Origin of the sequence: Aquamicrobium ahrensii (genome assembly GCF_040545755.1) — a bacterium.
Taxonomy (GTDB): domain Bacteria; phylum Pseudomonadota; class Alphaproteobacteria; order Rhizobiales; family Rhizobiaceae; genus Mesorhizobium; species Mesorhizobium ahrensii.
This window is the reverse complement of the sequence record NZ_JBEPMN010000002.1, coordinates 79,587-94,441: the sequence shown is the minus strand read 5'-3', so window position 1 is coordinate 94,441 and position 14,855 is coordinate 79,587. Positions and strand designations below refer to the sequence as shown.

Sequence of the window (14,855 nt, the reverse complement as noted above, 5' to 3'; positions counted from 1 at the left end):
CGATTGGAACAGGACAATGCGCTTCAATCCAATCATCTCATCCCGCCCCGGCATTATCCTGTCGGTCTGCCTGGCCTCGGCCACGCTTCTGCTTGGTCCTGCGCCGGCCTATAGCGAAGACTACCGACTGGGTGCGCAGGACAAGATCAGAATCAAGGTCTTCGAGTGGCGCGCATCGCGCGACACCGTCTTCGAGTGGACAGCGCTCAACGACGTGTTCATCGTCAGTTCCTCAGGCTCGCTCTCGCTGCCGCTGGCAGGCGAGGTCGACGCCGCCGGGCGCACCACCGCCGAGCTGGCCAGCGCCATAAGCGAAAGCCTGGTGCGCAACATGGGGCTCGGCCGCAAGCCCGACACGGCCGTTGAAGTGGTGCAGTACCGCCCCTTCTACATTCTGGGGCAGGTCACCCAGTCAGGCGAATTCGCCTATCGCCCCGGCCTCAACGTAATGCAGGCGCTGGGCATCGCCGGAGGCATACGGGTTCGCGAGGAGCGCATGGATCGCTACGAGCGCGAAATCATCCAGGGTCAGGGCGAAGCGAAGCTGATCGGACTCAACAAGATCAACCTGCTGGCGCGCAAGGCGCGGCTCGAAGCGGAGCTGGCGCAGGCGAAGGCCATCGACTTTCCGACGCAACTCGCCGCGTTTCGCGATGACGGCGAGGTCGCCCTGTTGATGAGGCAGGAGGAGTCGATCTTCAAGGCGCGCAAGGAAGGCATCGAGACGCAGATGCTTGCCCTGAGCAACCTGCGCGATTTCCTTGAGAAGGAAGTGAGCTCGCTCGGGGCGCAGCTTGTGTTTCTCGACAAGCAGGTGGAGCTCGTCCAGAAAGAGCTTGGCAGCGTTTCCTCACTGGTGGAACGCGGACTTGCCGCCGCCCCGCGCGAACTCTCGCTCGAACGCGCGCTGGCGCAGGTGCAAAGCGAACGGCTGGCTGCCGAAACCAGCCTGCTGCGCAGCCGGCAGGAAATCAGCCGGACCGAAATCCAGATCATCGAATTGAAGGACACCCGCCGCAACGAGGTCACCAACGCGCTGCGCGATACGCAGATCGAGCTGGACGCGCTCGACCGCAGGGCCGAGACCACGGCGCGCCTGATCTTCGAATCGGAACTGGCCGCCCCAAGGCTGATGGCGCGCCGCGCCAGCATGGAACAGGCGGAACCGCTCTATACGATCTACAGGCCGGCGCCCGACGGAACCGTATCCGAAATCGCGGCGACCATGGCGAGCCCTGTACTGCCGGGCGACACGGTGAAGGTCGAAATCCCGATGCCGCCGGAATATCTGAAAGCGATCGGCAGCCTGCCGGATGCGCCCGAAACCGCCATCAGCCCGACGTCAATGGCCGTGGGCTCCGCCGACATCGCCGGCAGCAACTCCACGGCCCGGTAGAACGGTTCCTATCCGGATACCGGAAACGGCGGACCGGATCGATCGATCGCAAGTCCGCGTGGCGGCGCTGCCGCCCATATCCTCGCGGAGCAGGCCATCACCACGGCCAGCGGAACGAAGAACCCCATTCCCGGATCGGCAAGGCCGCCGGCGAGCGAGGCCGCCAGCAGCACGGCCAGCGCGCTCGCCCGCGCGCTCGCCATGATCGCATCGGCCTCGGCGTCGAAAGGTTGACGCGAACGGCCCCGCGGCCATACGAGCGCCGCCAGCAGCATCGCGATCAGGGTCGCCCCCACCACGCCAAGCTGTGAAAGCACCGCGATCGGCCAGCTCGAGGCGCGCGAGCTTCCCAGGCCGATGCCGAGCCCGTTGGTGTCGAAGAAAGCCTGCAGGCTCTTGTAATTCCAGTAGGCGCGCTCCTGCCCGGAAGCCGAGGACATTTTGTGGGTCACCATCTGGTCGATGAGCCGCACCAGAGGTTCGAAGAACTGCGCATTGTAGAGGCTCACGGCCATCACCACGAGGCACAGCAGCGCCATCAGCACCACCAGCAGCACATCCTGGAGGTTGGGCTTCGCCGAGACCAGCGAGCGAGCCAGGGACAACGCTACGGGAACGCCAAGCAATGCGAGCCCGACATAGGCCGTCGTCGAGGTGGACAGGAGAAGCAGCAGGAAAAGCGCCGCCGCGATCGCCGCCGCGAAACGGGAGTTTGTCCTGCGCCAGTAAGTGTAGCTGAAGGCCAGTCCGGCCAGCGACACCGCGCCGAAGGTTGAAGCCTCCGAATAGGAACCCGCGATCCGCCAGAAACCGCCCTCCATGGTGAGCGTGAGCATCGCATAGCTGGCGGTGCGGATCGGGGCCAGCACATCCCCCGCCCCCGCCATCTTCCCGGCGAGGTCCAGCATGCCCATGGCCGTATGCAACCCGAACCAGAGGAAGAACCCCCGCTTCACGTCGAGGAGCGTCTCCCGGCGACGCAACAGCAGGCAAAGCGCAACGAAGACAAGAATGCCAAGCGTGAAATATGCGGTCTGGGTGACGTTTGCGGAGGACGGGCCGAGCGCGGTTTCGTAAACGCCCCGGCTGGTGCGCGATGCGATGAAGACGCTGGTCTGCCCCGCAAACAGCCTTGGAAACAGCACCGCCCCGATCAGCGCGTGGAACATCAGCACCACGATGACGGAGGCTGCGCCTATGCGGCTGAAAACCGCCGCCAGGTCACGCCAGATGCCCTTGCGCGCCACGGCTGTCGTCAGGAGCAGCGCGGCAAATACCGTGTAGATCTGGGGCGAAGATCCACCGAGCGAGCTCAGCGTTCCGATAGCCGTGGCCCCGAAGGCGAGCGATGCCATGAAGGCCACGATCATCGACCACCGCATAAGGCGCACGAAAAGGATGATCACCGCGCAAACGATAATGCCTGCGATCGAGGGCTGCATCGCCTTCAATCCGGCCAGGCCGCAATGCGGCAGGGGCTGACAGTGTGCGTAGCGTTAAAACTCGCTTCATACACGGGGCCTAATCTCGGTTTTTCTGAAGCAGGTGGGTCAGGGCGCAGATGCAACAGGAAGGAGGGTCGCGTGACCCTGGCACTCATAGCAGTCTGCGCGGCCGGACTCTTCATCGGCGCGCGTTTTCTCGCGCCCGCAATCCTTCTCGCGACGCTCGTCGTCGTGATGATGTCGATCCTGACCGGCGTCTTCCTCGGATCGCCCCTCAAGCTCATCCTCCTCAGAACCTTTTACCTGATCATAGCCTTGCAGGGATGCTACCTGATCGGCCTCGGCCTCACGGCGCTCGCCCCTCGCGGAAAATCCGCCAAACCGGAGGCCAGCTTCAGGAAGCGCGATCGAACTTCGTCACCGCGCCGACCGTCCGGATGAGGATCAGCAAGTCCGTGCGCATCGACCAGTTGCGCACATATTGCGCATCCAGCATCACGCGCCCGGCATAGTCCACCGAGTCACGTCCGGTGACCTGCCACAAGCCGGTGAGACCGGGCCTTGTGCGAAGATAATCCTTGGCGACGGGGCCGTAACGACGAAGTTCCTCGGCGACGATCGGGCGCGGTCCAACGCAGCTCATTTCGCCGCGCAGGATATTGAACAATTGCGGCAGTTCATCGAGGCTCGACTTGCGCAGCAGGCTGCCCAGCACCGTAAGGCGCGGATCGTGCTTCAGCTTGCGCGCCTTACTCCATTCCTCGGCCGCATGCGGATCGGAGGCCAGATGCGCCTGCAGGCGCTCCTCGGCGTCGGCCACCATGGTGCGGAACTTGTAGCAGCGAAACGTTCTTCCATTGAAGCCGATCCGCTGATGGGAGAACACGGCAGGCCCTTTACTGGTCAACTTGATGAGCAGGGCGACCACCAGCATCAGCGGCAACGCCAGCACCAGCGCCGTGACTGCGACAGCCCCGTCGAGGGCGCGCTTGGCCCTGCCTCCGAGCGGATGCGGCCAGACATGAACGAAGCCGCTCGATGCAGCGGCCGGTATGGAAACCGCCGCGTCCTGCACCTCACCGGACCGGCGCCGCTGGAAACCCGAAGTCGAAACGCGTCCGCGGTCCAGGAACGACCGCCCGCGCCCAGGAAGCGCGCTGCTTCCGGCGTAGTATCTCTCTCTGATCGACATGCCAAGGACGCCCCTTTGCCGCCCGCCTTTGCCTGCTTGTTGTTATCCACGCAGGATGTCGAAAGGGGTCATTCACCCGCAAGCGGCTCAATAGTGGTAGCGTCGTGACGAGGGTGGCTTGTGGATTACGACAAAATGCTGGCTTGGCTGTCCGGCCGGTTGTGCAAATGCCTCGCTGTCAGCGCCCTTTGGCGACATCGCTCACCTCACGCCACAGCGCGTCAGCCGTCCCTGCCCATGTGTAGCGGGCCGCCATCGCCTGCCCCCGCGCCACCATTTGCGAGCGAAAGCGCGGATCGCGCTCGAAATGGAGGATCGCTTGCGCCCATTCATCGGGCGAGTCCGCGTCGGCGTAGACCACGTCGCCCCCCAGCACTTCCGGCATGCTGCCCAGCGCGCAGGTGATGACGGGCGAGCCGGAGTTGAGCGCTTCGAGCTGGGTCATCGCAAACCCCTCGGTTCGGGCAGGCTGAACGAACACCAGCGCATGCTGGTAGAGCGCACGCAAATCGGCGTCGCTGACATCGGAGACGACGACGAGCCTGTCGCCAACCTCCTGCACGGAGCCGACAGCCTTGCGCAGATCGGCCCGCGCAATGACAGCCAGCTTGAGAGAGCTTACGCCCATACGGGCGAAGGCGCGGTAGATCACGTCGACATTCTTGTAGGGAAAAGCGCTGCCCAGCATCAACACATATCCATGAGGCTGGAGGCCGAACCTTGCGAGCACGGAATTGTCCGGCGCAACCCGCAGAATATGGTCCGCGCCGTTGTGGATGACGGCGATCTTCGATGCCGGGGCGATGGCGAAGCGCTGGAGCATGCGGCTCGAAAAATCCGAAACAGTGACCACCCGGCGCGACATGCGCCCGGCAAGCCGCATCAGCGGCCGGTGGGTGCGCAATTCCCCTGCCGGATAGGATTGCGGATAAAGAAACATCTGCGCATCGTGCAGATAGGTAACCGCGCGTGGATGATATAATGGTGCGACATTGGCGAAATTCACCAGCGTCCCCTTCCATGCCATCAGGCCCAGGTCGACCGGCTCCCAGAACTTGCCGCCCAGTATGTTCCTGCGACGGATCGGAATTGCCTTGAGGGGCAGGGCGCGCGCGGCGTTGCCCGGACACAGCACCTCGATCGACATGCCCGAAAAGCGCGCGTCGCCGGCCAGCATCGCCGCATCCCAGCAGGCCAGGACCTCCTCGGCGACCCGCGAAGTCCCGGTGATTGGCCCGCGCAGGAAACGGCCGTTGACATAGACCGTGCGGGATTTGCCACCCTCATCCATTTCATCGCCCCCCAGCGGTTGCCGGCATCCATATCGGGATCATCCGGAAACGGTAGGCCATTGCCTCACGATCCGTTTGACTCGTCAATGATTTCGGATTGAGATTCTGCCGACACTGCTCGGGAACTTGACGCCTCGGGAGGCATGAGTGGAGAAGCGGAATCTCGCTATCTTCTTCTTCGCAGGCTGTTTCAGCACCGTGACCGACGGTTGCCATGTGCGTGCCTGCCAGGACCTTGAGATGCTGCTTGCCCTTGGCTGGCGCGTGGCCGTCTATTCCTATCGCAACCATCACCAATGGCCCTGGAGCGCGAAGGGGATCGAAACCTTCCGCGACCGCTTCCCCGGCGTCGAACTCGTGCTCGACGACTGGAACTGGAAACTGGCCTTCCTCCAGAAGCTCAAGGGCGTCATCGCCTATTTCGGCGGCTGGCCGGCCACTCGGGCCCTTCGCACATGGTTGCCGTTGCTCACGCCGGAGTTCGACCGGCTGCAACGCGATCCCGACCTGAAGCTGGCGCTGGTAAGCTACCCGTGGGGCATATCCCACCTCAACGGGTCCCCCGGGCCGCGCATGATCGTCGACACCCATGATCTTGCGGCGCTGGAGCTGATCGGCGACACTCCGGCCGGGCAGCCGAGCACACGCTCCATGCTCACCCTCAAACGCGAGCTTTTCTACCTCGGGCAGGCCGACGAGATCTGGTCGATTTCCTACAGCGAAGGACAGTTTCTGAAATCGCTCCTGGAGCGCGAGCGCGTGCGCATCGTGCCGCCGGCGTTGCGGAGCTGGGACGTGGCTGCGGCGACGGACACGACGTCTGTCTACGATCTCGTTTTCGTCGGCTCCAACAATCGCTGGAACGGGGACGCCATCAGCAATTTCCTGAACGCCTATGGCGGGTGGAACCTGCCGTTGAAGATCGCCATCGCGGGCAGCGTGTGCCGCGACACGCGGCTCGTGGCGGGAAACGGCGTCGAACTGCTCGGTTTCGTCGATGATCTTGCCTCCCTCTATGCAAAAGCCCGCGCCGCGATCTGTCCCGTTGAAGGAACGGGCACCAAGATCAAGCTCATCGAGGCGCTTTCGGCGGGACGCCCCGTCTTTGCCGCCCCCGGCGCCCTGACCGGCCTGCTGCCCGGCCACGAGGACTGTGTTCTTCCGCTCGACCGCCAGAGCATCGTGACACTTCTCGGCAATCCTGCCGCACTTTCGTCGGCGCGGGAGGCGGCGCGACGCTACGCCAGGGCCTACAGCTTCGAGCGCGTGGTCGCTGAAACCAGCGAAGGCCTGGCCGGCGAACGGGTAGCCGCGATCGGAATCCCGTCCGTCCGGGCCATCAGTTCCAGATAGCGTTTCGCCGTCTCGTCCCAGCTGAATTTTTCGGCCTGCCTGCGGCCGCGCACGATCATCATGCGCCGCAGCGCAGCATCGCCGGCCAGTTGCATGAAGCGATCAAACCAGATGTCGGCGCGGTCCGGCGGCGCGTAGAGGACGGCGTCACCGCCGATCTCGGGAAGGCTGGCGCGGTCGGACGCCACCACAGGGCACCCCCTGACCATCGCCTCAAGCATAGGCAGACCGAACCCTTCGACGAGGGAGGGAAAGGCGAGGCACAGGCTGTCGCCGAGCAGCGCGGCGAGTTCGTCGTCACCAATCCTGCCCAGCCAGCCGATGTTAGCGCCCGCCTGCTCCTCCCGCTTGCCGAAAACACGCCCGTCCGAAAGCCCGACCACGACGACCCGCAAGCCCGCCGCCGCAAGACGGTCGCCCATGCCAAGAACGATGTTGATGTTCTTGTGAGGAGCGCGGCTGCCCAGAAGCACGATGGTGCCGGCGCTGGCGGTTGAATGCGTGCGTATCGAATGGCGCGGCGTCCAGCGTAGCGCATGCTCGTAGCCGTCAGGCGCAATGGTGATCTTGTCTGCCTCACACAGGCCATGGCGCACCAGTTGTCCGGCCGAATAGCCCGATACCGTGGTGACGTGCCGGACCCTTCTGGCGAGCGCCGGGATCAGCGTGCGGTAGAGCAGGCGGAACGGCAGCGAATAGCTTTGCGGACAGGCGCGCGTGTTGAGGTCGTGTATGCACAGGATCTGCCTGGCCGTCACCAGCGGCCCGCTGTTGCACAGGCTGATCAGACCTCCCCTGACACCGAAGGGCAGGACGGCCTGTTCCCACCCATGCCCCCCGAAATCGCCGATGACGCGAGTGCGGATCGCCGCCAGCGCAAGCTCATCCCTGCGGTCCGGCGGCGTCAGAAGTTCGACCGTCAGGTTACGCGCCAGAGGGTCGCCGGCAGCGATGCGGGCATCGAGCGCCGCCACGACCTCGCGCGCATAGCGCTGCACGCCGGTGACCGGCTGTGCAAGGAACCGGCCGTTGATCGCCCAATGCCGCGCGCCTTTAGTCATGCGGGTCGAAACGGCGGCCGGCCGACGGAGGATGAGCGGCGCATGCGCAGTCTGGGAAAGCGACGCCTGTGCGCCAGCAAAACACCCAGTATGGGGGCGTTGGCGATGCGAAGGGTGCGGGCAAGATCGGCCAGCGAATCGAGCGGCGTTCCGCCGCGTTCGGCCACCACCATGACGCCATCGAGAAGCGGGCAGACCAGCAGCCCATCGGCCCCCTGCTCATAAGCGGGCAGATCCACCACGATCACCTTGTAACGATCCAGCGTCTTGAGCAGGTCCTGCATGTTGACAGGCAGCGCGAGGCTTGCCGCGCCGCGTTCCTCATTCGGCATGAAGTCGAAACCCGCGGGGGAGACGGTCCGGATTGCGGCCGTGGCGGCGTGAGCGCCAGCAGCTTCCTGTTTCGTGTCGATGCGCGAAAGCGAGCCCTGCACCGCTCTTGTCAGCGTCGATTGGGAATCCAGATCGATCAGCAGCGTCGGCATTCCCGATGCCGCGTGAAGTGCGGCAAGATTGCCGGCCACCGCGCTTTTCACCCGGCCTGGCAATGCGGCGGTCACTCCGATGCAAAGCCTCGTCTTGCCGGTATCGGCCAGGCTGATAACGGCCCTCGCCCCCCTCAGGCTTGTGCTGAACGGGGAATGGGGGTGGCGGATCACCTCTTCGCAGAGGCCGGCAGCCTTGTGCAAGCCGGAATACGGCAACTCGCCCGTACACACGAGGCCCAGCTCCTCGCCGATCTGGCGGGGCGTGTGCAAGGTCCGGTCCAGACTGTGGCGGACGAAGGCGACGCCGACACCCAGCATCAGACCGGCGAAAGCGCCGAAGATCAGGGTGAGCCGCTTGCGGGGATGGCTCTGCACGGTCGGCTGCACCGCCGGGGTGATGACGCGCGAGTTGGCGATGAGGAAGGGTTGCTGGTTCACCGCGCTGGTATAGGCGGCAAGGAGGCTCTCATACATCTTGCGATAGGTTTCGGCCGCGACTTCGAGCTGCTCCAGCGTGGGTGCGTCGGCGCGCGCGGCGTCGGCTGCCGCCTCCTCGGGCCTGTCCACGCGATAATCATAGGTGGCGCGGAACTCCTGCGCGATCTGCGTCGCCTTGTTCATCTGCGCGCCGGCCTCGTCGATGCGTTTTTCCAGCCACGCGACGCCCTCACGCGCTGAAACCGCCCGATTTTCCATCTGTTCGCGCACAAAGGCGTCCGCCGTGGCGTTGGCGATGCGCGCGGCCAGCGCCGGGTTCGGCGACTTGAAATGGATGTCGATCGCATAGGAGACACCCACCCGCTGGACATCGAGATTGCCGGCGAAAACCTCGGCCGCCTTCTGTTCGGGCGTCAAACCGTCGTCCGACGCACCGTCGGACCTTGCCGTGTCGGGGATATAAGGGGCGCCCGTTATCAGCGAGCGCAGCTTTTCCAGCCTCTCCCGCAGACGCAACCCACCCGCATCCACAAAGGCAGGATTGTGCGCAAGATCGAGCTCGTCGATCACCATCATGGCGATCTTCTGCGAACGCAGCAGCGCGAGCTGGCTTTCGATCTGGGCGGTGTCGAGAGACAGATGCACCTCGATCATCTGCTGCTGCATGAACTGGGGCAGCTTCGGCTCGATCAGGATCTGCGTGCGGGCCGTGAATATCGGGACGGAGGTGGCCAGATAAAGGCTCGCTCCCGCAATGCCGACCAGCGCGCAGACCAGAATGGATATGATGTACCTGCTGAAAAAGGACAGGATGTCCGACAGGTTGACGAACTCGTTGGAACCGCCGCCGCCTCGCCAGTCGGCTCTGGCTGCCGCCGCTGCCCATTGCCGCTCCAGCATGGCTTCGTCCCCCTGATTGCAGCTGCCCTTCGATTGCAAGCCTAACGCCGTGTCAGCGACGCGAAAACACGACCAATCGAGGTAGGCGAAAACCCCTGCCCGACATCAGGATCAGGCGATCTCCCGAAGTACGGCTTCCCGAAGCGGGGGGCGTGGGGTCTCTTCGACCTCTTCCTCCGCCTCGCCCGCAACGGGCAACGGGTGGACGAGCGCGACTTCGGTCTTGTCGAGATATTGCATCAGCGCCGTCACCAGATGGTAGAAGATGCTGGCCGGCACTTCGCTGGCCACCGCCCTGCCCCGTTCATCGATACGATCAATCCAGAATCCTGTCGGGGCCGGGTCGATATGCCAGCGGAACAGCCGCCCGACGCGGGCCTCGATCTCCGGCTTCAGGTCCGGCCCGTCGGCGCGGTCGAGCGCGATCGCAGCCTTGATGGCTTCCGATTGCGGCCAGCTTCGAGAGATCAGGTCGAGCGGCAGTCCATCGCGCGATACCGCGCCATAGGCGAGGCCGGTGGCGCGGTTGTGCCCATTGGCCACCGCCGAGGCGTAAAGCTTGCGCGCATAGGGAACGAGGTCCGACTGCTTGCTGCGGGCCGCGAAATCGACCAGCAGCGAGGCCCATTCGAAATGATGGCCAGGCTCGGTCCACAGGCCCTGCCCGCCTTGCGCCGGTTTCCATTCATTGTCGAAATACTCGCCAAGCGTCCAGCTTTCGGCGTCGAAGAAATGCGTCCTGAACAGGTCGACGATGCGCGCGGCGCGGCGCAGATAGCTGCGCTCGCCGGTGACTTCGTGCCAGGCGAGGAACGCTTCCAGCAGATGCATATGCGGGTTGGAGCGCCGGATTTCGGTGCCGTCACAGGTTTCGAGGAACCCCGTCAGCCGCTCGTCCTCGAGGTAGGCTTCGACGAAGGCCATGGCTTCCTGACCCCGCGCCAGCGCATCCTTGTTGCCGGCGCGGTGCGCATAGGCCAGCGCCAGAAGCACACAGGCATGGTCATAGGCGTCCTCGCACGGATCAGCGATGGAGCCGTCGACATTGAGCGTGCGCGCCCAGCCGCCGCGTTCCGTGCGCCCCTTCTCCATGAAGGCGATACCATGCGCGATCAGTTCGTCCGCCGGCCCGTTCCAGCCACGCAGCCTTGCGACAGAATAGGCATAGACCTGCCGCGCCATGGTGCGCATGCGTTTCGGCTTGCACAGCGGCGTGCCGTCGAAGGCGAAAGCCTCGTGGAAGCCGCCATGGCGCTCGTCCACGCCGGCCGTCGACCAGCGCGGCAGCGTTTCCTCGAACAGCCAGTGGGCGACGCGCTCGCGCCACGCGCCGGGCAGCACCACGCGATCATGGGCGGGCGTGAACTTCACCTCCAGCCGGCCCCATTTCTCAAGCTGCTCCACCACGTGCCTGACGTTCTGACTCTCGGCGACGGGAGCCACGAATGTGGCGTCGTCGGTGGCCACGACCGCCACGTCCCTAAGCCCCACGACCGACAGGAGTCTTCCATTGCTGCGAAGATAGGAGCGTTCGCAATCGATGGCGACGACATCGCCGACCACCACATTGCCGCGCTCGTCTGTGCGGCTGGCCTCCAGCAGCGACTGCCACGATCCCAGATCGCTCCAGCGGAAGCTCGCCTGCACCATGGCGATGTTGCACAGATGCTCCATGATGGCGTAGTCGACCGAGATGGAGGGGATCGACGCGTAAGCGTCGAGCGGCAGCCAGACGCCCGACAGATCGCGCACGGCGCTGTCCAGCGCCCGTTCGGCGTGAAGCCAGATATCGCGATGGTGGCGAAGGAAGGCCGCGCGAATGACGCTTGCCCTGAACAGAAAAATGCCGGTGTTCCAGAAGAAATCCGATGTCGCCACATAGCTGCTGGCCGTTTCGGCGTCCGGCTTCTCGACGAAACGGACCACACGGCGCACGCCCGGACAATCGAAACCGTTCCCTGCCCGATCCTGCCCGGCAAACGCCTCGCCTGCCTCGATATAGCCGTAGCCGGTCTCCGGACGCGTCGGCTTCATTCCAAACACCACCACCTGCCCGGCCTGAGCTGCGGGAACGCCGGCCTCGACGCTCTCCCAGAAGTCACGGTCTGTGGAAATGACGTGATCGGACGGCACGATGAGCACGATGCCGTCGCCGTGGCTGTTGATGGTGTGCAGCGCGGCAACCGCCACCGCAGCCGCCGTGTTGCGGCCCACAGGCTCGAAAATGGCGCCACCGCCGCTGAAATCCAGCCCGGCGAGGTCGGTGCGGATGCGCGCCGCATTACGCTCGGCCGCGATGACGTGAACGGGCGTGTCCCCGGCCTCTCGCGCCTTCAGCCGCCGCACCGTCTTGACCAGCATGGAGCCGTCGCCCGACAGATCGTGGAACTGCTTGGGGTTGTCTTCCCGTGAAAGAGGCCACAGACGCGACCCTACTCCACCGCTCATCACAAAACACGAAATCCGCCCGGTCATGACCAGCTCCCCCTGTAATGCGCCTGTTTGTAATCCGCCTGCTTGCGTGAGCTCGCACCCGCCCCGTGCCAGTTCGTCCGAAGAGCAGAGAACCGGGTTCAGGGCCGGACCATAGGCGATGTTCGAGAGAAGGCCGGTTAACCTGGATTAGCGGTTCCCAGAAGGTGTTAACCCGTCCGACGGAAGGCTTATCGGGCGATACGGCAGGAGGGATTGACGCCGCTTGGCGGCACGGTCGAGGTTGCGCAAGAGAGCAGATTCCGCCTGAACGGGCAGTTGCCTGCCTCAGGCGGCGCGGCGCTCGCCCCGACCTTCGGAAGAGGCGTCTCCATCAGCGGCGGCCAGCCGGACGAAAGCCTTGATCGGCAGGTGATCCGAAGCGATACGCGCCAGAGGGGTGTCATGGACCATGACCGGGGAGACGATGTCCGAGCGATTGGCGATGATGCGGTCGAGCGCCAGCAGGGGCAGCCGCGATGGGAAGCTCGGCACCGCCGTCGGCAGGGGGCCGAAGGCTTCCTCGAACAGGGCGAGCGCCGAACGGTCGTTGAGACGCCACTCATTGAGGTCGCCCATCAGCAGCGTCGGCGTTTCGGAGCTGGCGCTCATGATGTCGAGGATGACACGCGCCTGCATCGCGCGTGAACGGCGCAAAAGGCCGAAATGCGCGGCCACGATCCTGATGCTGCCGCCGGCTTCCAGATCGATCTCCGTCATGATTGCGCCGCGCGGCTCCAGGCCGGGCAGCCTGAACTGATGCACGTCACGCACCATGCCGCGCCTGAACAGCACGACATTGCCGTGCCAGCCATGCGCCTTGGCCTTGCCGAAGACCGGCACAAGGGTGAGACCCGCCTCACGCTCCAGGCGCGCAAGATCAAGCAGCCCTTCCCTGTTGCCGAAGCGCTTGTCGGCCTCCTGCAGGGCGATCACGTCCGCGCCGATCTCATGGATGACCCGGCTCGTGCGCTCGGGATCGAAGCGGCCGTCGGTGCCCACGCATTTGTGCACATTGTAGGAAGCGACGACCACGCCTGGCTCGCCGCCATGCTCCACGGCGGGCACATGTCCGGGATGCTCCCGACGCATGCGAAGCCGCTCCATAATGCTGGCCGGAAGCCCGGTGCCGAACTTTTGCATTGTTCCTTGCCGTCTCCCTGCTGCTGGCGCGGACCGGTTTATGATGCGAGTCGGGACTGTTCACTAAATTAGGAAAGCGCGAATCGCGATGCAACGCCCGATGTGCATGAAACTGTTTTCCGTCAAAGATAGGGCGAACCAAGCCAGAGAATACGGTCCACCAGACGCACCGGGAACGGACGCGCGCGCAATTCGGCCAGTGTAACCGGCGTCGCCTTGTCGATGACGGCGGCGATGCGCGCATCGATAGCGCCGGCGAAATCAGCGTCCAGAACCTCCATATCTATCTCGAAATTCAGCCTGAGCGAGCGCGGATCAAGATTGGAGGAGCCGACGAAAGCCCATGTGCCGTCTATGGCCAGCAGCTTGGAATGGTCGAACGGACCCTGCGCCCGCCAGACGCGGCAATAGCTGCGCAGCACCTGATCGAACTGAGCCGTCATCGCGCGATCGACCAGCACGAGATTGTTGGCGGCGGGCACCACGATGTCGATCGCAACGCCACGGCGGGCCGCGGTGGTCAGCGCGCTGATCAGCTCGCGGTCGGGCAAGAAATAGGGCGACATGATGCGGATGGAGCCGCTGGCGACGGAAAACGCGCCCATCAGCATCTTGTGATTGGTTTCCAGGCTGGCGTCCGGACCGGACGGCAGGGCGCGCATGAAGACTGGGGCGCCGGGCTCGACCACCGTCTGCTCGACACGCCATGCCTCGCCATCGAGCCTCTCATCAGTGGCGAAATTCCAGTCCTCGGCCGCAATGGCGAAGATATCGGCGACCACCGGCCCCCGGATGCGGAAATGCGTGTCGCGCGCGCTGGTTTCACCCGCGAATTCGGCCGTGAAGCCCTGCCGGATATTCATGCCGCCCGCGAAGGCGACCGCTCCATCCACGACGAGGATCTTGCGGTGCGTGCGCAAATTCGCATAGGGCAGACGCAATCCGGCGATGATCCTGCCATTGAACACGCGGGCGTCGACACCGCCTTCCCGCAAATAGCCGACGACGCTGGGCACCGAGTAACGGGCGCCCACCGCATCGATAAGCACCCTGACCGCAACACCGCGTTTCACAGCCTCGATCAGCGCATCGGCGAAACGCAGGCCGACCGGATCGCGGTCGAAGATATAGGTTTCGAGGACAATACCGCGACGCGCCCCGGCAATCGCCCCGATCATCGCCGAATACGCCTCGTCCCCGCTTTTCAGCATGTCGATGGCGTTGCCCGCGACCATGCGGTGATGGGTCAGCTTGTCGCCGACGTTCCGGAGGGCGGCGAACCGGCCGCCGAAACGCCCGGCCACGAGTTCCCCGCTCACATCGGCTGCCGGATGCGCCGCTTTCTCATGGCCGGCGGCGGAGCGCTCCGCCGCAATGCTGTCCCGTCTCATGCGGTTGACGCCCGCAACCGCGTAGATCAGCGCGCCGACAAAAGGCGAAAGGATGATTACGCCGACCCAGCCGATGGCCGAGCGCACCTCGTCCTTGGTCATGGCCGCATGGACGCCGGCCACGGCCGCGACCGCCACCGAAAGGGCGGCGAGCAAATGCGGCCAATAAGCCGGCAGGATTTCCCACATGAACGCTCACCTCCGCCAATCATGTCTCGCAAGCGAAACTAGATCATGTATCGCCAAAGGGGAAATCGGCTCACGTCGAAAGTGCACAATCAGGA

Annotated in this window: 11 protein-coding genes; 3 read left to right on the top strand and 8 right to left on the bottom strand. The window is 64.5% G+C overall.

Translation table 11 applies throughout. The features are described 5' to 3' along the window. Positions 1 to 16: 16 nt before the first annotated feature. Positions 17 to 1,396 (top strand): polysaccharide biosynthesis/export family protein, encoded by a 1,380-nt coding sequence (locus ABID44_RS03340; protein WP_354150266.1) that lies wholly within the window; start codon positions 17 to 19, stop codon positions 1,394 to 1,396. 8 nt (positions 1,397 to 1,404) lie between these two features. Here the strand turns inward: ABID44_RS03340 and ABID44_RS03335 are convergent, their stop codons facing one another. Continuing rightward, the gene (locus tag ABID44_RS03335) at positions 1,405 to 2,838 is read right to left on the bottom strand and encodes a hypothetical protein (protein ID WP_354150265.1); all 1,434 of its coding nucleotides are present in this window, start codon (positions 2,836 to 2,838) and stop codon (positions 1,405 to 1,407) included. A gap of 141 nt (positions 2,839 to 2,979) precedes the next feature. Here ABID44_RS03335 and ABID44_RS03330 point away from each other — a divergent pair, with 141 nt between their 5' ends. Then, positions 2,980 to 3,282: a hypothetical protein gene (locus tag ABID44_RS03330; protein WP_354150264.1), complete on the top strand. Its 303-nt coding sequence runs from the start codon at positions 2,980 to 2,982 to the stop codon at positions 3,280 to 3,282. Here ABID44_RS03330 and ABID44_RS03325 read toward each other — a convergent pair. Together ABID44_RS03325 and ABID44_RS03320 are read right to left on the bottom strand one after the other, a co-directional pair. After that, positions 3,236 to 4,033 carry a sugar transferase gene (locus tag ABID44_RS03325; protein ID WP_354150263.1) on the bottom strand — a complete coding sequence of 266 codons (798 nt, stop codon included), beginning with the start codon at positions 4,031 to 4,033 and terminating at the stop codon, positions 3,236 to 3,238. The two genes, ABID44_RS03330 and ABID44_RS03325, sit on opposite strands and share 47 nt — an antisense overlap. Before the next feature lie 178 nt (positions 4,034 to 4,211). Further along, positions 4,212 to 5,324 (bottom strand): glycosyltransferase family 4 protein, encoded by a 1,113-nt coding sequence (locus tag ABID44_RS03320; RefSeq protein WP_354150262.1) that lies wholly within the window; start codon positions 5,322 to 5,324, stop codon positions 4,212 to 4,214. Between the two features lie 148 nt (positions 5,325 to 5,472). Between ABID44_RS03320 and ABID44_RS03315 the strand changes: the two genes are divergently transcribed. Beyond that, positions 5,473 to 6,678, top strand: a complete 1,206-nt coding sequence (locus ABID44_RS03315) for a glycosyltransferase (protein WP_354150261.1) — start codon at positions 5,473 to 5,475, stop codon at positions 6,676 to 6,678. Here the strand turns inward: ABID44_RS03315 and ABID44_RS03310 are convergent. The 5 genes from ABID44_RS03310 to ABID44_RS03290 form a co-directional block, all read right to left on the bottom strand. Beyond that, the gene (locus tag ABID44_RS03310) at positions 6,576 to 7,739 is read right to left on the bottom strand and encodes a glycosyltransferase family 4 protein (protein WP_354150260.1); all 1,164 of its coding nucleotides are present in this window, start codon (positions 7,737 to 7,739) and stop codon (positions 6,576 to 6,578) included. The genes ABID44_RS03315 and ABID44_RS03310 overlap by 103 nt on opposite strands. Then, positions 7,736 to 9,604 (bottom strand): GumC family protein, encoded by a 1,869-nt coding sequence (locus tag ABID44_RS03305; protein ID WP_354150259.1) that lies wholly within the window; start codon positions 9,602 to 9,604, stop codon positions 7,736 to 7,738. The genes ABID44_RS03310 and ABID44_RS03305 overlap by 4 nt, the downstream gene beginning before the upstream one ends. A gap of 72 nt (positions 9,605 to 9,676) precedes the next feature. Next, positions 9,677 to 12,040: an AGE family epimerase/isomerase gene (locus ABID44_RS03300; protein WP_354150258.1), complete on the bottom strand. Its 2,364-nt coding sequence runs from the start codon at positions 12,038 to 12,040 to the stop codon at positions 9,677 to 9,679. 285 nt (positions 12,041 to 12,325) lie between these two features. After that, positions 12,326 to 13,129 (bottom strand): endonuclease/exonuclease/phosphatase family protein, encoded by an 804-nt coding sequence (locus ABID44_RS03295; RefSeq protein ID WP_378226458.1) that lies wholly within the window; start codon positions 13,127 to 13,129, stop codon positions 12,326 to 12,328. A 173-nt stretch (positions 13,130 to 13,302) separates the two neighbouring features. After that, a complete protein-coding gene (locus ABID44_RS03290; RefSeq protein ID WP_354150256.1) occupies positions 13,303 to 14,760 on the bottom strand; it encodes a phospholipase D-like domain-containing protein in 1,458 nt (485 codons plus the stop codon). Positions 14,761 to 14,855: the final 95 nt, after the last annotated feature.